The organism is Luteococcus sp. H101, from assembly GCF_038433155.1.
Lineage (GTDB): Bacteria > Actinomycetota > Actinomycetes > Propionibacteriales > Propionibacteriaceae > Luteococcus.
In genome coordinates this window covers 24,032-44,225 of record NZ_JBCDMW010000039.1, presented here as the reverse complement: position 1 = coordinate 44,225, position 20,194 = coordinate 24,032, and the positions used below count along the sequence as shown (strand labels likewise).

15 protein-coding genes are annotated in these 20,194 nt (G+C 68.5%); 6 read left to right on the top strand and 9 right to left on the bottom strand.

Annotated features, from left to right (window positions below; translation table 11 throughout):
* Positions 1-31: 31 nt before the first annotated feature.
* Both AAEX60_RS15150 and AAEX60_RS15145 read right to left on the bottom strand, forming a co-directional pair.
* Positions 32-700 (bottom strand): transaldolase family protein, encoded by a 669-nt coding sequence (locus AAEX60_RS15150; RefSeq protein WP_342104588.1) that lies wholly within the window; start codon positions 698-700, stop codon positions 32-34.
* A 27-nt stretch (positions 701-727) separates the two neighbouring features.
* Positions 728-1,687 carry a Gfo/Idh/MocA family protein gene (locus AAEX60_RS15145; protein WP_342104586.1) on the bottom strand — a complete coding sequence of 320 codons (960 nt, stop codon included), beginning with the start codon at positions 1,685-1,687 and terminating at the stop codon, positions 728-730.
* 81 nt (positions 1,688-1,768) lie between these two features.
* On the opposite strand from AAEX60_RS15145, the gene AAEX60_RS15140 reads away from it, so the two are divergent.
* Positions 1,769-2,527, top strand: a complete 759-nt coding sequence (locus AAEX60_RS15140; RefSeq protein ID WP_342104584.1) for a DeoR/GlpR family DNA-binding transcription regulator — start codon at positions 1,769-1,771, stop codon at positions 2,525-2,527.
* 20 nt (positions 2,528-2,547) lie between these two features.
* Here the strand turns inward: AAEX60_RS15140 and AAEX60_RS15135 are convergent, their stop codons facing one another.
* Both AAEX60_RS15135 and AAEX60_RS15130 read right to left on the bottom strand, forming a co-directional pair.
* A complete protein-coding gene (locus AAEX60_RS15135) occupies positions 2,548-4,539 on the bottom strand; it encodes a fructose-specific PTS transporter subunit EIIC (RefSeq protein WP_342104579.1) in 1,992 nt (663 codons plus the stop codon).
* A gap of 705 nt (positions 4,540-5,244) precedes the next feature.
* Positions 5,245-7,581 (bottom strand): glycoside hydrolase family 31 protein, encoded by a 2,337-nt coding sequence (locus AAEX60_RS15130; RefSeq protein WP_342104576.1) that lies wholly within the window; start codon positions 7,579-7,581, stop codon positions 5,245-5,247.
* Between the two features lie 367 nt (positions 7,582-7,948).
* On the opposite strand from AAEX60_RS15130, the gene AAEX60_RS15125 reads away from it, so the two are divergent.
* Positions 7,949-9,286, top strand: a complete 1,338-nt coding sequence (locus AAEX60_RS15125; RefSeq protein ID WP_342104574.1) for a PhoH family protein — start codon at positions 7,949-7,951, stop codon at positions 9,284-9,286.
* A gap of 150 nt (positions 9,287-9,436) precedes the next feature.
* Positions 9,437-10,300 (top strand): HpcH/HpaI aldolase/citrate lyase family protein, encoded by an 864-nt coding sequence (locus AAEX60_RS15120; protein WP_342104572.1) that lies wholly within the window; start codon positions 9,437-9,439, stop codon positions 10,298-10,300.
* A 259-nt stretch (positions 10,301-10,559) separates the two neighbouring features.
* On the opposite strand, the gene AAEX60_RS15115 is transcribed toward AAEX60_RS15120, so the two are convergent.
* The gene (locus tag AAEX60_RS15115; protein ID WP_342104571.1) at positions 10,560-11,216 is read right to left on the bottom strand and encodes a spermidine synthase; all 657 of its coding nucleotides are present in this window, start codon (positions 11,214-11,216) and stop codon (positions 10,560-10,562) included.
* A gap of 51 nt (positions 11,217-11,267) precedes the next feature.
* Here AAEX60_RS15115 and AAEX60_RS15110 point away from each other — a divergent pair, with 51 nt between their 5' ends.
* Complete coding sequence (locus AAEX60_RS15110) at positions 11,268-11,780, top strand: DUF4245 domain-containing protein (protein ID WP_342104569.1); 513 nt, start codon at positions 11,268-11,270, stop codon at positions 11,778-11,780.
* A 213-nt stretch (positions 11,781-11,993) separates the two neighbouring features.
* On the opposite strand, the gene AAEX60_RS15105 is transcribed toward AAEX60_RS15110, so the two are convergent.
* Together AAEX60_RS15105 and xseA are read right to left on the bottom strand one after the other, a co-directional pair.
* Positions 11,994-12,254, bottom strand: coding sequence for an exodeoxyribonuclease VII small subunit (locus AAEX60_RS15105; RefSeq protein WP_342104566.1), 261 nt, complete (start codon positions 12,252-12,254; stop codon positions 11,994-11,996).
* Positions 12,251-13,528, bottom strand: a complete 1,278-nt coding sequence (gene xseA, locus AAEX60_RS15100) for an exodeoxyribonuclease VII large subunit (RefSeq protein WP_342104564.1) — start codon at positions 13,526-13,528, stop codon at positions 12,251-12,253. Before xseA ends, AAEX60_RS15105 begins: the two co-directional genes overlap by 4 nt.
* Positions 13,529-13,923: 395 nt before the next feature.
* Between xseA and AAEX60_RS15095 the strand changes: the two genes are divergently transcribed.
* Together AAEX60_RS15095 and AAEX60_RS15090 are read left to right on the top strand one after the other, a co-directional pair.
* Entirely contained in the window at positions 13,924-14,892 is a 969-nt protein-coding gene (locus AAEX60_RS15095; RefSeq protein WP_342104562.1) for a 4-hydroxy-3-methylbut-2-enyl diphosphate reductase, read from the top strand.
* 421 nt (positions 14,893-15,313) lie between these two features.
* Entirely contained in the window at positions 15,314-16,837 is a 1,524-nt protein-coding gene (locus AAEX60_RS15090) for an MFS transporter (RefSeq protein ID WP_342104560.1), read from the top strand.
* 155 nt (positions 16,838-16,992) lie between these two features.
* On the opposite strand, the gene ilvA is transcribed toward AAEX60_RS15090, so the two are convergent.
* Both ilvA and rmuC read right to left on the bottom strand, forming a co-directional pair.
* A complete protein-coding gene (gene ilvA, locus AAEX60_RS15085; RefSeq protein ID WP_342104558.1) occupies positions 16,993-18,258 on the bottom strand; it encodes a threonine ammonia-lyase IlvA in 1,266 nt (421 codons plus the stop codon).
* Positions 18,259-18,277: 19 nt separating this feature from the next.
* Positions 18,278-20,002 (bottom strand): DNA recombination protein RmuC, encoded by a 1,725-nt coding sequence (gene rmuC / locus AAEX60_RS15080; protein WP_342104556.1) that lies wholly within the window; start codon positions 20,000-20,002, stop codon positions 18,278-18,280.
* Positions 20,003-20,194: the final 192 nt, after the last annotated feature.

The window sequence follows — 20,194 nt, the reverse complement described above, 5'->3', positions numbered from 1 at the left end:
GGTGGTTGGGCCCTCACTGTAATGGCAGGGCTCAGAGCAGGCCTGCCATGTGCTCCTCGAAGACGTCGACGGCCCGGGCTGCCAGCGGGTCACCGAAGAGGTCGGAAATCACGTCGGGAGAGATGGTGAAGCGGCGCACGCCGAGGTCGGTCATGGTGATCATGTGCTCGGCAGACTTGATCGAGGCCGCCACCACCAGGGGGCCGGTGCCGTCCTGCGGGATGGCGCGGGTCATGTGCGCGATCTCGGCAGCGGCGTCGCGCCCGGCCATGAACATCCGGTTGAAGTAGGGCGCGATGTACTCCACCTCCAGGGCGGCCGCGATCAGGGCCTGCTTGGCGGAGTAGACAGCGGTCATCAGTACCGGGATCTGTTCGGCGTGCAGCCGGGCGGTGGCCTGCGCACCGATCGCGGTGGCGGGCACCTTGATCACTGCCTCGGGAGCTGCCTCGCGCAGCCGGTGGGCATTGCCGTAGAGGGCCTCGGCATCGGTACCCCAGGTCTGGAAGAAGATCTCCTGGGCACCCAGCTCGTGCAGGCGCTGGTAGAGCGGGGCGACGTCGTCCAGTCGCACTCCGGCGTCCCGCAGCAGGGTCGGGTTGGAGGTCACACCGGAGAAGATGCCGGTGGGCAGCCACTGCTCGCTCACGGTCTGCTCGGCGCAGTCGATGTAGAAGCCCAGGGGGGCAAGGGTGGTCATGACGGTTCCTTTCGTGGGGGTTGGTGGTCAGTTGCGCAGGCTTTCGAGGGCCTGCTGCATCAACTTCTGGACTTCCAGGGTCTCGGTCAGCGGCATCAGCGGGGACTCGGTGAGGCCCAATCGCAGGCATTCGCTGACATGGCGTAGTTCGTAGGAATAGCCCAGACCGACGCGCGGGCAATCGATCTGCTGGGCCTCGGTGCCGGGCCGGTACAGCACCAGCTTGTCCATCCGGTGGAATCGCGGCGGGATGTCCACCCAGGCCTCGGTGCCCATCACGGCCATCCGTCCCGGACCGTAGGTCTTGAAGGAGATCCCGAGGGTGGCGAAACGACCGTTCGGATAGCCGAGCAGCATCCCGGCCTCACCGTCGACGCCATTGGGCATGGTGCCGCCGGTGACGGCCAATCGCTCGGGGAGCCCCAGCAGGTCGGTGGCCATGTGCAGGCAGTAGACCCCTAGGTCCAGCATCGCGCCACCGCCCATCGCGGCATTGAACAGCCGGTTGCGGTCATCGAAGTCGCGGTGTGCTGTCAGGTCGCCCTGCACGCTGCGCACCTCGCCCAGCACACCGTCGCTCATGAGCCGGCGCAGGGTGTCGTAGGCGGGCAGGAAGCGGGTCCACATGGCCTCCATGCAGAAGACGTCGCACTCCCGGGCGGCGTCGATGATCCGCTGGGTGTCGGTCAGGGTGGTGGTGAAGGACTTTTCCACCACCAGCGCCTTGCCGGCCTCGATGGCCCGCAGCGCCAGATCGGTGTGGAAGGCGTGCGGCGTCGCGAGGTAGACCACGTCGACGTCCTCAGCGGCGAACAGCTTGTCGTAGTCCATGAGGCGCAGGCCGAAGCGCTCGGCGAAAGCCTCGCCGTGGTCCTCGGGCCGGGCGCCGACGGCCATCAGCTCGATGCCGTCACCGGCGTGGGCGAATTCCTCTGCCATCACCGTGGCCTGGGCGCCGGGGCCAGCGATGGCCCAACGAATGGTCATGAGTGCTCCTGTGTTTAGGATTGAAGCGATTGGATCTGTTGTTTCTGGTTACGATCGCTGCTGACACGAAAGGTGACCGACATGGTTTCGATGAACCGGCAGCAGCGTGAGGCCCACATGCTGGACCTCCTGGCCCGGGATGGAAGCCTGTCGGTGGGGCGCTTGGCACGTGACCTGGGGGTCTCCGAGGTGACCATCCGGGGCCAGCTCAGGGATCTGGAGAACCGCGGCCTGCTGGCGCGGACCCACGGTGGTGCGCAGTCCACCTCGGTGCGCAATGTTCTGGAGCGGGAGCGGCTCAATGTGGAGGCCAAGGAACGGATCGCACGCGCCGCGGCCGCTCTGGTCAAGGATGGCGACAGCCTGATGATCGAGGCCGGCACCACCACTTCGGCCATCGTCCGGCACCTGGCCAACCGTCGCGGGATCCAGATCGTCACCAATTCCACGCTGGTCTTCGCGGCCGCGCGCAACAATCCCGAGCTCACCGTGATCCTCACCGGCGGCACCCTGCACCGCCAGACCGAGTCCTTGGTGGGGCCGGTGGCGCTGAGGGCGATCCGCGAATTCCATGTGCAGCACGCTTTCGTGGGGACCGACGGGTTCACCACCCGTCGGGGGCTGACCACGCCCTTTGCTGAGGGTGCGGAGGTGATCGTGGCCATGCGGGAGCAGGCGGACTCCACCTGGCTGGTGGCCGACGCCAGCAAGTGCGGCCGGGCGGGCTTCGTGCGGGTACTTGGCCTGGAGGATCTGGACGGGATCATCACCGACGATGCCCTGTCCGCCGAGGCACGGACTCAGCTGAAGCAGTCCGTGCCCCGGGTGATGGTGGTCTGATCCACCCGGGGCACGGAACTTCACTTCGTGTACTCGTGGATCAGGTCGACGACTTCCTGGTCCGTGGTGGCAGCCTTCAGCCCCTCTCGGAAGGGTGCCTTGGCCAGGGCTCGGGAGAGCTTGGCCAGGATCTGGAGATGCTCCTTGCCAGCGGCTGCGGCCGGGACGGCAATCAGAAACATCAGCTCGGCCAGGTCACCGCTGGGGGAGGCCCAGTCGATCCCATTGGCGGAGCGGGCGAATGCCACCACCGGGCTGCTCACCCCGTCGGTCTTGGCGTGCGGGATGGCAATCTGGTTTCCGACGGCGGTGGAGAACTGTCCCTCGCGCCGGATCGCTTCGGCGGCCACGGCCTCAGGGTCGGTCACCTTGCCGGAGCGGCCGGCCACCTCCACCAGCATCCGGATGGCCTCGTCGCGGCTGGTGGGTGCAGCGTTCAGCTCCACCGTGCGGACATCCAGGTAATCGGTGATCACGACGGCGGGCTTGGTCAGCGTGGTGGTGGCGCTGGCGCCAGTGACCACCGGGGCGTTGGTGGAGGCCGGAGCACTGGCCAGCGGGGCAGCGGCGGCCGTGGACATGGCCAGCTCGGGCTGGGTGCTCTTGGTGCGGCGGTGGGTCACGGCCAAGAGACCGATGGCGATGGCCGCGGTGACGCAGGAGCCCACCAGGACACACAGCAGGAAGAGCAGCGGGTTGTTGGTGCCGCCCAACAGGGCGACGATCGGGCCACCCCACCAGATCCGGTTGGTCAGGCCCAGCAGCGCGGCCAGCGCGCCACCAGTGGCGGCGCCGATCATGTTGGCCGGGATGATCTGCAGCGGTCGGGCCGCGGCGAAGGGGATTGCGCCCTCGGTGATTCCGAAGCAGCCCATGAACAGGGCCGCGATGCCGTTTTGGCGCTCGGCGTCGGTGAAGTAGCGGCGAGCAACGAAGGCAGCGATGGCCAGACCGATCGGGGGAACCGCCACGGCGACGCCGTTCATGGCGCCGGGGCCGAAGTTGCCGGCGGTGATGCAGGCGCCCATGGTGACGTAGGCCACCTTGTTCACCGGGCCCCCCAGGTCGAAACCGGTGAGTAGACCCAGGATGATGCCCAGCACGATGGCGCTGGCGCCGGTCATGCCCGCCATCCAGCTGGTGAGGCTGGTGTAGATGTGACCGATCGGGCCGCCCAGGACGTAGACGAACATCCCGCCGACGGTCAGCGTGGTGACCACGGGGATGACGATGATCGGCATGATGGGCTGGATGTACCGACCGACGGGGATCTTCTTGATGGCCAAGGCCAGGTATCCGGAGGCGAAGCCAGTGATCAGGCCGCCGAGGAAGCCTGCGCTCGCCTCGGAATGGTAGATGGCCGGTGAAGTGGCCAGCATGCCGGTGATCATGCCCGGCGCCAGACCCGGACGGTCGGCAATGGCGTAGGCGATGTAGCCCGACAGGATGGGCACCATCAGGGTGAAGCCCAAGACACCGACATCCCAGATGGTCTTCGCCAAACCGCCCTTGGGGACGCCGGCTTCCCCTGTCAGGGACAGAGCGAAGGCCAGGAAGAGGCCGCCGACCACCACGAACGGGATCATGTGGGAGACGCCGTTCATCAGGTTCTTGTAGATGGCCTTGCCGATGCCGTCGCCGTGGATTGGCGAGTCGCCGACACCCGTCGGGTGTGAGCCGGAGCCCTTGAGCTCCAGGGGCGAGGCTGCCAAGGCCTTGCGGATCAGCTCCTCCGACTTGTGGACGCCGTCGCTGGCCCCGCTGACCACTACGCGCTTGCCAGCGAAACGGTCCAGCTCGACAGTCTTGTCCGCGGCGATCACGACGGCTTCGGCGCGATCGATGGATTCCTGGGTGAGGCGGTTCTCGACACCGATGGAACCGTGGGTCTCCACGTCCATGGTGTAGCCCATGCTGAGGGCGGTCTGCTGCAGCTGTTCCGCAGCCAGGTAGGTGTGTGCCACGCCTGACGGGCAGGCGGTGATCCCCACCAGATGCTTGCCTTCTGACATCGTCGTCGTCCTTGGGAGAGTTTTGAAAAACTTTCGAGTGAAGTTCATTCGAAAGAAGACCGATGGCAGAACTGTAGACCCATGGTGTATCGATGCACAAGGGCTCGGAGTGGGGACCCTGGTGGCCTTCTGATGGCCCCGCGCCCCGCGAATCCGCACGGAATCTGCCGTCCGAAGCCACTGCCGCGGGATGAATCAGCGTGTTGTCCCCCATTCACGGGACAAATCGGCGCGCAAACTGTCTGCCGTCTGAACGAATTGCTCGCAGGGCCGGGTTGGCTTGAACGCGCCACCAATTCATCACAGGATGGATCGTGTTGCCGACGCTTTCGGGGGATTCGTCGGCGGCACCGTTCGACCGGCCGACGGGTCGGGGTGGACGGGGTTACCGGAATTCATCATTGATCCGGTGGCCGAATGGGCCCTTCGGGGGAAAGGCCCAGCGCGCAGCTGCGCCCGGTGGATGAACGTGATCCCTTACCGGGTGCGGACCCCCTGGCCCCGCAGGCACCGCCTGCGGGGCCGAAGTCCGTTTGGGGGAAGTTTCCACCGGAGGGGCCTCGGCAGGCTCGGTCGTTGGGGGTTGGCTGGGCCTCGGCAGGCTCGGCCGGCGGGGTTGGCTGGGCCTCGACAGGCTCGGTCGTTGGGGGTTGGCTGGTGAGTCTGGACGGGCTGGGTCGTTGTGGCAGGTCGAGGGGTCGTCGCTCATTCCAGGGCGAGCACCAGCTCCCGGAGCACCGCCAGTACCTCGTCGTCCAGCCCCTCCAGCTCGCTCAGGGCGGCGATCCGCGCGCCCGGCGTCGCATGCTCCTTGACCAGCTGCATCGCCCGCTCCTTGGTGAAGATCGGCATCTGGGCCCGGTCCAGGAAGTCGAAGATCCGCTCCTCGACGCGGTTGTCAAAGGCCAGGGGCACGGCAAAGTGGGCCGTCGCACCGGCAGCCGTCGCCACCTGCCCCAGCTCCACCACCTGCTCCGCCCCGGCGCCCACCAACACCAAGCGGTAGTTGCGGCGCTCCGGCACCACGCTCAGGTCTCCGGCAGCCGGGTGGATCGTCACGCAACCCGTCGCGTGGCAATAGTCGAAGCGGGTCCGCACGGTGCGGGGCTCGGCCCGGTCGTCGTCCTCCACCAGGGTGTAGCAGCCGTCGGCCCCGGCGAAGACCCGCAACTCCAGCGCGGCGGGATTCTCCACCCGCAGGTCCTCATCCCCGCTCAGCGGGATGATGGCACCCGCCCGGGCCAGCACCGGCAGCTGGCTGATCGGCCGGTGCATCGTCACCGCGCGGCCACCCCGGTAGGCCAGCCCGGTGAAGAAGTCCACCCAGTGGCCCTCCGGCAGCCACAGCCGCTCCGCGGCGCACTGCGTCGCGGGGGAGACGGGCGTCGTCAAGGGTGCCACCAACAGGTCCCGGCCAAACCAGTACTGGTTCCGCGCGGCGTAGGCCACCTGCTCCCGGGGGTCGGTCCAGTACATCGGCCGCACCAGCGGCCGCAGCTCCTCATGGCCCACCACATTCTCCGTGAACAGCCATGGCACCAGCCGGTGTCGCAGGCGCAGGAAGTCTCCCATCACCCGCTCCGCGACGGGATTGAACCGCCACGGCTCCTTGCCGTTGAAGATGCCATTCGACGAATGCAGCCGGTTCACCGGTGAGAAGACACCCAGCTGTACCCACCGGGTGGCCAGCTCGTCATCCTTGACGCCGAACATGTGCCCGCCGATGTCATGGCTCCACCAGCCGTAGCCGATGTTGGAGGCGGTCGCCGTGAAGTAGGGCTGGAAGGCCAGCGAGGCCCAGCTGATCACCGTGTCCCCGCTGAATCCGACGGGGTAGCGGTGGGAACCCGGCCCGGCATAGCGGCTGAAGGTCAGCGGCCGACGCCCGTCACGCCCGGAGTCCAGGAAGTGCAGGTGGTTCAGCATCCACAAGGGGTCCAGCCCCGGGATCCGGGAGTGGCTGCCCTGCTGCCAGTCCAGCCACCAGAAGTCCACCCCCTCGTCCTCCAGCGGGTGGTGCAGCTGCTCGAAGTAGGCATTGATGAAGGCCGGGTCCGCGAAGTCGAAGGTGGCGGAAAGCTCCGTCGACGGATCGATGCCCAACGCCCGGGCCATCCGGGGGTAGGCCTCCTCGAAGGCCCGCACCCCCTCCGCCGGATGCACATTCAGCGACACCTTAAACCCGTGTTCGTGCAGCCAGGAAAGGAATCCGACGTGATCCGGAAAGAGCTCCCGGTTCCAGGTGTAGCCGGTCCAGCCGGCACCGTACTTCGCGTCGATCTCGGTCAGGTGCCAGTCCATGTCCACCACCGCGACGCTGAACGGCAGCCGCTCGGCCTCGAAGCGCTCCACCAGCGCCTGGTATTCGGCCTGGGTGTAGGCGTGGTAGCGGCTCCACCAGTTGCCCAGCGCGTAGCGGGGAAGCACCGGCTGCGGCCCACTGATCCGGTAGAAGTCAGCCACCGCGTCGGCGTAGGCCTGCCCGTGGGCAAAGACGTAGACGTCCACATTCCCTTCGGGCCGTTGGGCCACCCACCCGTCGTCGGTCAGCGCCAGGGTGTGGGAATCGTCCAGGCTGGTGATGCCCAAGGAGTTGGCCAGCCCGTTCTCCAGTTCACATGCGCCATCGACGGTGTCCAGGGTGCGCGCGGTGCCGCCCAGCTGGGTGCGCACCCCGACGTACTGGGCGAACTTGCTGTCCGGCTCCTCACCCGGCCGCCACACCGAGTGGTAGCCGCCGGTCAGCTCCTTCACGCTGATGCTCTGCGGGGTGAACTCGCCGCCCGAGTAGTCCAGGTGGAAGGCGCGGGTGATGATCTGCACCCGGTTCCCGTCGCGATGCACCCGGAAGTTCGGGGTCGGCAGGTCCCGGTGCAGCACCGTCTGCGTCGCCCGGTCCTCGAAGACGCCGGTGGGCGAGTACTCACACCGCACCAGCTGTTCGGTCAGGACGGTGAACCGGTAGTGCTCCCCGGCCACGACGGAGGTCTGGGGCGCGACGGGTGCAGCACTGAGCCGCAGGTGTTCGGGCAGGATCGTCATGACACCCACACTAGGCATCCGGTCCGACATTTCTGTGGGCGCCGGGGGTCCGCAGCTGGGGCGCCAGGCGGCGGGGCCAAGAAGTCAGCTCTTGTACCTGTTCTGGCCGTTGGCCCCTTGTGGCCCCCGGTCGCGGATGGCCCGGGGCACCTGACGATGCGGTGAACAGTGTGTGAAGTTGGACGCGTGACGTCGTCCCCGCGGCCGGGAGCGTCGTAGCTTGGGGGACATGGACGGACCGACGACTGGCCCGGGAGCACAGCGCTCCGGACGGCATGCGGCGCGTCCCCCGGCACCACCGACACCCTGATGACGAATGGGGTCGGCTGCCGAGCAACCGGCCCCTTCACCGATGAAGGAGCTCCTTGTGCTCAAGCCTTCCGAGCAGACCCTCGCCTCCTCGACGACGGGCACCGGCCTCAAGACCTATGTGGTGGACACCTCCGTGCTGCTGAGCGATCCGCGCGCCCTGCTGCGTTTTGCCGAGCACCATGTGGTGCTGCCAATCGTCGTGATCGCGGAGCTGGAGGCCAAGCGGCACCACCCCGAGCTGGGCTACTTCGCCCGCACCGCGCTGCGTCTGCTGGATGACCTGCGGCTGGACAATGGCCGGCTGGACGAGCCCGTGACCGTCAACGAGACCGGCGGGACCCTGCACATCGAGCTGAACCACACCAATCCCGAACGGTTGCCGGCCGGCTTCCGGCTGGGGGACAACGACTCCCGAATCCTGGCGGTGGCCATCAACCTGGCCGCTGAGGGCAATGACGTCGTGGTGGTCAGCAAGGACCTCCCGATGCGGGTCAAGGCGTCGGTCGTCGGTCTGGAGGCGCAGGAATACCGCGCCGAGCAGGGCGTCGACAGCGGCTGGACCGGCATGCGGGAGGTGGAGGTGCCCACGCACGTCGTCGAGGGTCTCTACGAGCACGGCGAGACCGAGGTGCTGGAGGCCGACGAGTTGCCGGTGCACACCGGGCTGAAGTTGCACTGCCCGTCGGGCGGCACCGCCCTGGGCCGCAAGATGCCCAACGGCACGGTGAAGCTGATCCGGTCCGAGCGCGACGCCTTCGGCCTGCACGGCCGCTCCGCCGAGCAGCGGGTCGCGCTGGACATCCTGCTGGACCAGGAGATCGGGATCGTTTCCCTGGGCGGCCGCGCCGGCACCGGCAAGTCCGCGCTGGCCTTGTGCGCCGGGTTGGAGGCCGTGCTGGAGCAGCGGCTCTACCAGAAGGTCGTCGTCTTCCGGCCGCTCTATGCCGTGGGTGGCCAGGAGCTGGGTTACCTGCCCGGCACGGAGAACGAGAAGATGGCCCCGTGGGGTCAGGCGGTCTTCGACACCCTGGGTGCGGTGACCAACAAGTACGTGATCGACGAGGTGATTGCCCAGGACATGCTGGAGGTGCTGCCGCTGACCCACATCCGCGGGCGCAGCCTGCACGACGCCTTCGTGATCGTCGACGAGGCGCAGAGCCTGGAGCGCAATGTGCTGCTCACCGTGCTCAGCCGGATCGGCCAGAACTCCCGGGTGGTGCTCACCCACGACGTCGCCCAGCGGGACAACCTGCGGGTCGGCCGGCACGACGGGATTGCCGCGGTGGTGGAGAAGCTGAAGGGCAACCCGCTGTTCGCGCACGTCACCCTGACCCGCTCCGAGCGCTCCCCGATTGCGGCCCTGGTCACCGAGATGCTGGAGGGCGGGATCTGAACTCCCGCTGACCCTCCGGCGATTGCTGCCGGACGGGACGGGTGGCCTGCCCGCACAATGGGTGGGTCACCCGTCCCTTCAACCGGCACACCCCCTCGTGCCTGCCCCACGTGCCGTCCAGTTCAGCCGACCCACCGCCCAGGAGGCGCCATGACTGATCAGCTGCCCACCCCCACCAGCCGAATTTCCCCGGACATCGCCCGCAGCTGGCTGCTGGTGAACGCCGCCAAGCCGGAGCTCTTCCAGGCCGCCGTCAACAGCCAGGCCGACGCGGTGGTGCTGGACATCGAAGACTCGGTGGCGGCCGCGCAGAAGGAGCAGGCCCGGCGCAATGTCGTCGACTTCTTCCAGGCCGGCGGCGAGGCCTGGGTGCGGATCAACGGCTTTGGCACCGCCTGGTGGGAGGGGGATCTGGACGCCCTGGCCGGATTCGAGGGCATGCACGGCGTGATGCTGGCCATGGTGGAGACCAGCGAGCACGTGCAGAAGACGGCGGAGAAGCTGCAGTCCCACCAGAAGGTGGTGGCGATGATCGAGACCGCCCGCGCCATGATGTTGCTGGACCGGATCGCCCAGTCCCGCGCCACCTTCCGGATCGCCTTCGGGCTGGGAGACTTCCGCCGGGACACCGGCATCGACGACGACCAGATGGCCCTTGCCTACACCCGCTCCCAGCTGACCATTGCTTCCCGGGCTGCCGGGCTGCCCGGCCCGATCGACGGGCCGGCCGTCGGTGCGACGGGTGGCAAGCTGGCCAATTCCGCGGACAACACCCAGAAGTTCGGCATGCGCGGCAAGTTGTGCCTCACCCCGGAACAGTGCCCGATTGTCAACGAGGTGCTCTCGCCGTCGACGGAGGACATCGAGTGGGCCAGCGAGTTCCTGGCCGACTTCGAGGCCGGCGGCAACCAGATCCGTAGCGCCTCCGACACCCCGAAGCTCGCCCGTGCCCGACGCCTGCTGGACCTGGCCCTGGCCTTCGGGATCACCGACCACGAAGCCGCGCGCGGATAGTCCTCCCACGGTCCCCGAGCCGGCCCCTCGTGGTCTCTGGGTGGCCCCACGGTGCCTGAGCCGGTCGAGGGGTGGCTTCTTGCCCGGACGACGCACGCTTTACGGCGGCCGCCGATCGCCAAGCTCCAGCAAGCGCCCGTCGAGGCCCCGGTTCTGGCGTAAGACTCCCAAGGCTGTGTGCATACACACGGCCATACACACCTCGACGGAGCCCTGGTTCTGGCAGGACCCCCGGGCGTGCTTTCGCGGCTCAGCCGAGCTACCGGCGCAGGCAGTGGATGGCGTAGTCAATCCGGTGTCCGTCGCGATCCACCGGGATCGTGACCAGACTCGCGTCGCCCAGTCTGGCGAGCTCGTCGTGAAGGGCAGGCGACTCCTGCTCGCACCAGATGGCCAACAGGCCGCCGGGGGCGAGCGCATCGCGGGCGGCTGTGAGCAGGTTGCTGCCGTAGAGCGCGGCATTCGCGTCGTGGATCAAGAAGTCCGGGCCGTTGTCCACATCCAGCAGGATCGCGTCCCAGCCCGACGTGGTGCGTAGGGACTCCGCGACGTCGACGTGCCACAGGGTGCACCGCGGATCGGTGGCTACGCGCGCCAGGCTGGGCACCAGGCCGTCGCGCGCCCAGCCGATCAACGCGGACGAGAGTTCCGCGACGGTGACCCGGGCGTCGGGCAGCCGATCCAGCACGGTGCCGGCGGTGAAGCCCAAGCCCAGCCCACCGATCAGAACCCGTCGGGCAGCGGAGTCCACCAGCTCGGCCAGCCGCACCTCACTGGAGGCGTCGACACTGTCCATCGCGAACATGCCGTTGACCACCAGCTCGTGCACCTCGCCGTGCACCGGGTCTTCGCGGTGACGCAGCGCGATGTCGAAGCCGTCGGTGTCATCAAAGCCCAGGGTGGCCGCGTTCTGCATTCCAGAATCATGCACCCAGCGCGTCGTCGCCGGTGACGTAGGATGCAGCGCGTGCGTAACACGAGGGCCACGGGCCGCGACATGATCATCTCCCTTGCCGTGATTCTGGTGCCCGCGTTGGCCATCTACTACTGGTTTGCCCGCATTCCCGACGAGCCCCAGGTGCCGGCTGCCGACTGGAAGCCGGTGGTGGCCGACGCCCGCACCGAGGCGTCCTTCCAGGTCCTGGCCCCCAGCAACCTGCCCGAGACGTGGAAGCCGATCCGGGCGCGGTATGGCAACGACGAGTTGCAGCTGGGCTTCCTCAGCCCGGAGACCGTGTACCACGAGGTGAAGCAGCGGTTGGGCGCCAACCAGCCGGAATTCGTGAAGTCGGTCACCCGGGAGGCGCGGCCCGACGGTGAGTCCACCGTCGGCGGGAAGAAGTGGACCCGGATGGTCACCGAGGACGACCGCACCCGGTGCCTGGTCAACTCGATGGACAAGCCCAAGCCCACCACGACGGTGGTCTGCGCCGACACCAGCTACGAGGGTGTGGAGGCTTTCGCCTCAACCCTGTCCTGAATCCGGCCCCGGCCCCGAGCGGATGCAACCACCGGTCCCCGAGCTTGTCGAAGGGGTCGGTTCGTCGTCGGGCCGGCAGCCTCTGGCGCTGCGTCTCGTTGACACTCGCTAGCTCGCGTCTCCTCGCGGAACCGCGCTGCGAGGCTCCGGACCCGACGACGAACCTCACCACGGTCCCCGAGCTTGTCGGGGGGCATCCGGGCCCAGGTTGCGTCAGCCCTGCTCGGCGTCCGCGGCCTGGCGGGCGGCGTCGATCTTGGCCTTGGCGCCGTCCAGCCACTGCTGGCAGATGGCGGCCAGCTTCTCGCCGCGCTCCCACAGCTCCATCGACTGGGCCAGGGGGACGCCGCCGGATTCCAGCTTGCGCACCACCTCGCCCAGTTCCTCCCGCGCCTGCTCGTAGCCCAGCTCCGGCTGCCCTGCCGGGCTGTCGGCCGGGCCCTCGGGGCTTGGGTTCTCAGCGTTCTGGCTCATTGGTCCTCCTCGTCGAAAGTCATCTCGAAGTCGTCCATGCTGGCGGTCAACTCGCCGCTGGGGTCGTCGATCCCGGTGACGCCCAGGGTCAGCTTGCCGTCGGCCAGGTAGGCCATCACGTCGTCGTCCAGGTCGACGTCGCGGATGGAACTGATGGAGGCACCCTCGCCGTCCACCAGGATGGTGTACCCGCGTTCCAGGGTGGCCTTGGGGCTCATGGCGCGAACCCGGCTGAGGTCGTGCGCCAGCCCGGTGGCCTGGTGGGTCAGCGTCCGGTCAATCGCGTGGTCCAGCCGCAGCCGCAGGTTCTCCAGCCGGTCATAGTGCACCTCGAAGCTGCCGGCCGGGTCCCGCAGCACGGGCCGGGACTTGAGGGCATCCAGCTGCTGCTGCTCCGCCTTCACCCGGTTCACGACGGCGCCGCGGATCCGGCCCAGCGCCTGCTGCACCTGCTCGGCCTGCTCGCGGGCGTCGGGGACCACCCGCTTGGCGGCGTCGGTGGGGGTGGAAGCGCGCAGGTCCGCCGCCAGGTCCACGATCGGGACGTCTGGTTCATGCCCAATCGCGGTCACGACGGGTGTCCGCGCCGCCGCGACGGCGCGCACCAGGCCCTCGTCGCTGAACGGCAGCAGGTCCTCCAGCGAGCCCCCGCCGCGCGCCAGGATGATCACGTCCACGTCCGGCTCGGCGTCCAGGCTTGCCAGGGCCTGCATCACTTCGGCCGCGGCCTTGTCGCCCTGCACCAAAGCGTGCCGGACCACCACCTGGGCGGCGGGCCAGCGCAACTCCACATTGGTGAGAACATCCCGCTCCGCGGCGGATCCGGCTCCGGTCACCAGGCCGATGGCCCGGGGGAGAAAGGGCAACCGCTTCTTGCGCGCCGGGTCAAAGAGCCCCTCCGCCTGCAGCATCCGCTTGCGCTGCTCCAGCTGGGCCAGCAGCCGACCCTCACCGGCAATCCGGATCTCCCGGCACTCAAAACTCAGGGCGCCGTTCTTGCTCCACACCGTCGGCTTGATCCAGGCCGTGACCGTGGTGCCCTCGGTCAACGGCCCCGCGGCGTCCACCACTGCCGTCGAGCAGCTGATGGAGGCCGACGTCTGCGCCAGCGTGTCCCGCATGGTCATGAACACCGTCGACGACCCGGCGCGACGGTTGATCTGGATCACCTGGGCCTCCACCCAGACCGCGCCGCAGCGCTCCACCCAACCCTTGACCGCCTGCACCACGCGGCCCAGTGCCACCGGGTGTTCGGGGGAGCTCTCCATTGCCATGTCCTTGACGATAGCGGGGCCCACCGACAATTCCCGGGTGGCCGCTCCCAGTAGGCGCGCTGCTGGCTCAGACCGATCTTCGCGGTTCAGGCTGTGCCGGATACCCCCGGATACCCCGTCAGGGCTCTGCATCCCGGCCGCGCATGCTGTTCCCACGATGGGCGCGGAGTGCGCGTAGCCCCCGGTGTCCATGCAGCCTGGCTGTGCACCCGCTGGAGCGGGTGCAGGGTGCTCGTTGGGGTGCGGGGTCGGGGTGGCTGGCGTGCAGGGTGCCGTTCCGGGGTGCGGAGTGGCGCTCCGAGGTGCGGGGGACGGCTGGCAGGCTGACGGGCCGAGGGGAGGGCTGGCAGGCCGAGGGGAGGTGCCCCAATCAGGCGCGCCCCTAGACTGGGCGCATGAGCGAAACTGCCAAGCACGTCGTCGTCGCGGCTCCCCGGGGATACTGCGCCGGGGTGGACCGCGCGGTGATCACCGTCGAGAAGGCCCTGGACACCTATGGCGCACCGGTCTACGTGCGCAAGCAGATTGTGCACAACAAGCACGTGGTGGAGACTCTGGAGCAGCGCGGCGCCATCTTCGTCGAGGAGCTCAGCGAGGTGCCGGAGGGCGCCACCGTCGTCTTCAGCGCGCACGGCGTCAGCCCCATGGTGCACGACGAGGCGGCCGAGCGTGGCCTGAAGACCATCGACGCCACCTGCCCGCTGGTCACCAAGGTGCACCACGAGGCCAAGCGCTTCGCCAAGCAGGAGCTCCCGATTGTCTTGATCGGCCACGCCGGGCACGAGGAGGTGGAGGGCACCATGGGCGAGGCGCCCGAGCACATGACCCTCGTCGAGACCCCCGACGATGTGGACACGGTTGACCTGCCCACGGACAAGCCCGTCGTGTGGCTCAGCCAGACCACCCTGAGCGTCGACGAGACGATGGAGACCGTCGAGCGGCTCAAGACCAAGTTCCCGCTGCTGGAGAGCCCGCCCAGCGACGACATCTGCTACGCCACCCAGAACCGGCAGCTGGCGGTCAAGCAGATCGCGGCGCACTCGGACCTGATGATCGTCGTCGGCTCCCGCAACTCCTCCAACTCCGTGCGGCTGGTGGAGGTGGCGCTGGAGGCCGGCGCCAAGGCGGCCTACCGGGTGGACAATGCCAGCGAGATCGACGAGGCCTGGCTCGAGGGCGTGAACAATGTCGGCGTCACCAGCGGTGCGTCGGTGCCCGAGGTGCTGGTCGACGGGGTGCTGGAATACCTGGAGGGCAAGGGATTCCCGAAGGCTGTCGAGGAGCGCCTGATTGAGGAGTCGCTGACCTTCGCCCTGCCGCCGGAGCTGCGCAAGGACCTGCCGAAGCACGCCGCCCGGCACTGAGCCCGCCAGGCTCCGCCGAAATCAGATGCAGGACGAGGGGTCGAACGCAACTATTGCGTTGGGCCCCTCGTCCTGCATCTGTTTTCGTGGCCGCTGGCTGGCAGGACGGCATGCTGGCCGCGGGTCTACGGCCGGCACCCCGCTCAGCTCGTTCCACCCGTGGCACCGGGTGGGCCACGTGCCGCAGCGTGGCAGCCGCACGCAACTCCGGTGGGAGCCGATCAGAACCTCGAACGGCCGCCATGCAAGCGGCGACGGCACCCAGCATGATGAAATTATTGAATCACTGAGGCTCCGCCAAATCGGTTCACTCAACGCTTAATGCGCCCGAATGGGTGGGAAGTGAACCTGCAAGTGTGGAAATGTTCTGCGGGTTTGTGGACTGGACAGTCCAGTCTGACAACTCTTGGAGGACAATCGCATGGAGCGGTCTCACCGCATCATTCCCGGCCGTCGCAAGAAGCGCGAGCGGCGACTCACCGTCGATCACGTCACCGTCGTGGATCGCCAACCAATGCGCAAGGCCATAGCCGGCGCCCTGGTGGGCAACGGGATGGAGTGGTACGACTTCGGGATCTACGGCTACCTCACGGCAACCATGGCCGTGCTCTTCGTCCCGGACGTGCCGGAGCAGTGGCGGATGGCCGTCGTGCTGGCCGGCTTCGCGGTGAGCTTCGTGGTGCGTCCCATCGGTGGCCTGGTGCTGGGCCCGCTGGGTGACCGGATCGGCCGGCAGAAGGTGTTGGCCCTGACCATGATCATGATGTCGGTGGCCACGGCGGCCATCGGCATGCTGCCCACCAGCGCCACCATCGGCAACTGGGCGCTGGTGCTGCTCCTGCTGTGCCGGATGGTGCAGGGTTTCTCCACCGGTGGCGAGTACGCCGGGGCCACCACCTTCGTCGCCGAATACGCGCCTGACAAGCAGCGGGGCTTCCTGGCGAGCATCCTCGACGTCGGCTCCTACCTGGGCTTCGCCTTCGGTGCCGCGACGGTGGTTGCCTGCCAGCTGCTGCTGGGCGAACAGACCATGCTCTCCTGGGGTTGGCGGATCCCCTTCCTGATCGCGCTGCCGCTGGGCCTGATCTCGCTCTGGTTCCGGCTGCAGATCGAGGAGTCTCCCGCCTTCGAACAGAACCAGGCGATGGAGGCCGCCGCCGAATCCACCCCGGACAACGCCCCGCTGGGCGTGCTGGGGATCATCCGCCACCACTGGCGCCCCATCCTGATCGCGATGGCGCTGGTGGGTGCCACCAACACCGCCGGCTACTCCCTGACGTCGTACATGCCGTCCTATCTGGAAACCAACCACGGCTACACCGCGACGCAGGCCGCGCTGGCCACCATCCCGGCGCTGCTGGCGCTGTCTGCCGGCGTGCCCTTCGTGGGCAAGCTGTCCGACCGGATCGGCCGCAAGCCGGTCTACGCCATCGCCATCATCTCCACCCTGGTGCTGACCGTCCCGGCCTACCTGATGATGGCCAACCGACAGCTGGTCTTCGTGGCCATGATGTTGCTGGCCTTCAGTGTGCTGTTCTACATCAGCATCTCCGCCTCCGCCCTGCCGGCCCTGTTCCCGACGGCCTCCCGCTACGGCGCGATGGCGATTGCCTACAACCTGTCCGCCTCCCTGTTCGGTGGCACCGCACCGATGTTCGGGGAGCTGCTGGTGAAGGCCACCGGGATCACCATCGCCCCGGCCTTCTACACCATGTTCTTCGCGGCCCTGGGCGGTATTGCCCTGCTGTGCATGAAGGAGAGCGCGCGCAAGCCGCTGCCGGGTTCCATGCCCACCGTCGCCAGTGAGGAAGAGGCGCACGAGCTGGTGGCCACTCAGGACGAGAACCCGGACATCGTGCACGAGGAGCTGCCCTTCGAGGAGCACGAGGCCCTGACCGAGCAGATCCGCGAGGGGGAGGGCGCCACGGTGCCCACCGCTCGCTGACCCCAACCCTGCGAGGGTTGCGCAACAAGAATCCAAGACCGCCCCGGCCTCGCTCGGCCGGGGCGGTCTGCTGTCTTCGGCTGCGGTGATGCGCACCCCTCGCAGGGCTGATCCCGCTGGGGCACCACGGTGGTGGCGCCGGCGCGGTGGCGGTGTCAGATCAGGAAGCGGTAGAAGGGGGAATCGGGGGAGACCACCTCGGCCTTGATCCCGGAGGCCTCCATCCGCTGCAGCAGCGCCTGGTAGGTGCTGGGGTCGCCCAGCTCGATCCCCACCAGGGCAGGGCCGATCTCCCGGTTGGAGCGCTTGACGTACTCGAAGTAGGTGATGTCATCGTCGCTGCCCAGCACCTCGTCCAGGAAGCGGCGCAGCGCGCCCGGCTCCTGCGGGAAGTTGACCAGCAGGTAGTGCTTGCGCCCCTCCTGGATCAGGGAGCGTTCCACGATCTCGGCATAGCGGGAGACGTCGTTGTTGCCGCCGCTGACTATGGCGACGACGCTCATCCCCGGCTTCACCGTAACCGCCGGGGTGCCGGTGGCTGAGCGCAGGGCGGCGGCCGCCAGGGCGCCGGCGGGTTCGGCGATGATGCCGTCGGTCTGGTACATGGCCAGCATCTCGGTGCAGATCTCGCCCTCGGGAACCGTGACCAGTTCGAGGCCGGCCTCGCGGACCAGGGGATAGGTGAAGTCACCGGCCTGGCGCACCGCGGCGCCGTCGACGAAGGTGTCGATCGACGGCAGTTCCACCGGCTCTCCGGCGGCGACGGCGGCCGCCATGCAGGCCGCACCCGCCGGCTCGACGCCGATGATGGTGGTGCCGGGGCGGTTGCTCAGCCAGGCGGCACAGCCGGCCAGCATGCCGCCGCCGCCCACCGGCACCAGCAGCACGTCGGGGGTGTGGCCCAGCTGCTCGACGATCTCCCGGGCGACGGTGCCCTGGCCGGCGGCGGTGCGCGGGTCGTTGAAGGCGGGAACCATGGTGGCGCCGGTGGCCTCGACGGTCTCCCGGGCGGCGGCCGCGGCCTCGTCGTAGGTGTCGCCGGTGACCACCAGCTCCACCCACTCACCGCCCAGCGCGATCATCCGGTCCCGCTTCTGCCGCGGGGTGGTGGAGGGGACGAAGATCTTGCCGCGGATGCCCAGTTTGGCGCAGCTCCACGCCACGCCCTGCCCGTGGTTGCCGGCCGACGCGCACACCACCCCCGCGGTGCGTTCGGCCTCGGACAGGGTGCTGATCAGGTTGTACGCGCCGCGCAGCTTGTAGGAGCGCACCGGTTGCAGGTCTTCCCGCTTGAGCCAGACCTCGGCGCCGGTGGCCTCGCTGAGCCGGTCATTGCGCTGCAGCGGGGTGCGGTTGGCCACGCCGTAGAGGCGGGTGGCGGCGTCGTCGACGAGGGCGGAGAGCTCGGCAAGGGAAGTCACCCGCCCAATGGTGCCACCCTCAGCTCGTGCGGCGGCGTCGTTCCACCGGCAGGACGGTGGGCTGGACCTCCATCAGCTCATCCAGCGACGGCTGCTGCCGGGTGAGCTCGTCCCGTTCGGGGAGGCCCTTGGGCTCGACCGAAGTCCCCTCGACAGGCTCGGGGGCCGGGGTTGCGTCGGTGGGCAGGGTGCCGGCCACTGCGGCCGAGCCTGTCGAGGCCACTTCGGGGGCTGCCTCCAATTCCGGGCTCGCGCTGTCCTCCTCGACTGCGCGGGTGAGTTCCGTCGCCGTCAGCTGGCGCGGGGTTTCCTTGACCGGCTTGCCCTGCGGGAGCTCGACGTGGGTCACCTCCAGCTCGTTGAACTTGCGGGCGGTCACCATCACCCGGCTCTCCAGCGAACCCAGCGTGGAGTTGTAGGCCTTCACCGCCTGAGTCAGGCCGCGGCCCACCCCGTCGAAGTGCTGGCCCATCTTGCCCAGCCGCTCGTACAGTTCACGGCCCAGCTCGGCCACCTGCGCGGCGCTCTCCGCCAGCGCGGCCTGCTGCCAGCCGTGCGCGACGGCCCGCAGCAGCGGGATCAGGATGCTGGGTGTGGCCAGGGTGATGTTGCGGCGGGCGGCGTACTCGTGCAGGTCCGGCATCTGCTCGTGGGCGGCCTGCAGGAAGGCCTCGCTGGGCATGAACAGGATGGTGAACTCCGGGGTGTTCTTCTCCAGCTTCCAGTACTGCTTGCTGGAGAGCTGGTCGATGTGGCTGCGCACGTGCCGGGCGAAGGTGGCCAGGTGGGCGTCGCGCAGCGAATCGTCGGCGGCCTCATAGGCATCCAGGAAGGCGCTCAGCGGCACCTTGGAATCGACGAACAGGCACTTGCCGTCGGCCAGGTTCACCTTCATGTCCGGGCGCAGCGTCCCGTCATCGGTGGTGGTGGAGGTCTGCAGGTCAAAGTCGCAGCGCTCCACCATGCCGGCCAGCTCCGCGACCCGCTTCAGCTGGGTCTCGCCCCAGGTGCCGCGCACCTGCGGCTTGCGCAGCGCGCTGACCAGCGAGTTGGTCTCCCGGCGCAGGTTCTCGCTGGTGACCAGCACGCTCTTGATCTGTTCCCGCATCTCCGCGGTGGCGCTGGCCCGTTCCCGCTCCACCTGGTTGATCCGGTCATTCATCAGCTTCAGGCTCTCCGCGACGGGAGTCATCAGCTCCGCCGTCGCCTTGAACCGGGCATCGGCCACCGCCTCGGCCTGCTTGCCCTGCTTCTCCAGGGTCTCGTTGGAGAGAACCTTGAACCGGTTCTCGATGGACTCCCGGTCTGCCGCCAGTTCCTCCGCCCGCTTGATCGCGGCGTCGCGTTCCGCGGTCATGCCGGTCAACTGGGCCTGCACGTCGGCCTTCTCGCTCAGCGCCTGCGCGGTGAGCGCATGGGCCTGGGCCACCTGCGTCTCGGCGTCGCTCACCTCGGCCCGGACGATGGCAGCCTCCGTGCGGGCGCGTTCGGTCTCCGCCTTGGCGCGTTCCAGGTCCGCCCGGACCTCGGACATCTGGTTCCACGCCTTGGCAGCGTCGGCGCGCACATTGGCCACTTCGGCGCGGGCGCCGGCGGCCTCCGTACGAGCCTCAGCCAGGGCGGCCTGCCCGGCGGATTCCAGCGCGGACTGCCGGGCGCGGGCCACCTGGAGGGCGGCGAGGGCACCCACCAGCAGACCCAGGGCGAGCCCGGCGAGCAGCATGATGACGGCGGTGGTGTTCATGGCTTCCACTCTGCACGACGCCTCTGACAATTTTTGCGAGGCGGGTCCGTCCGGCCCCGGACTGCTCGCCTGAGGGCGCCGTTCTGCCTGTGCGGACCTGCGGACCCTGCGGCCTCGGCGTCCTGCAGGAGTGGCCGCATCCCGGGGAGGTACCCGATTGGGTCCACGGGCAGATGTCCGTCGAGCCGGCGA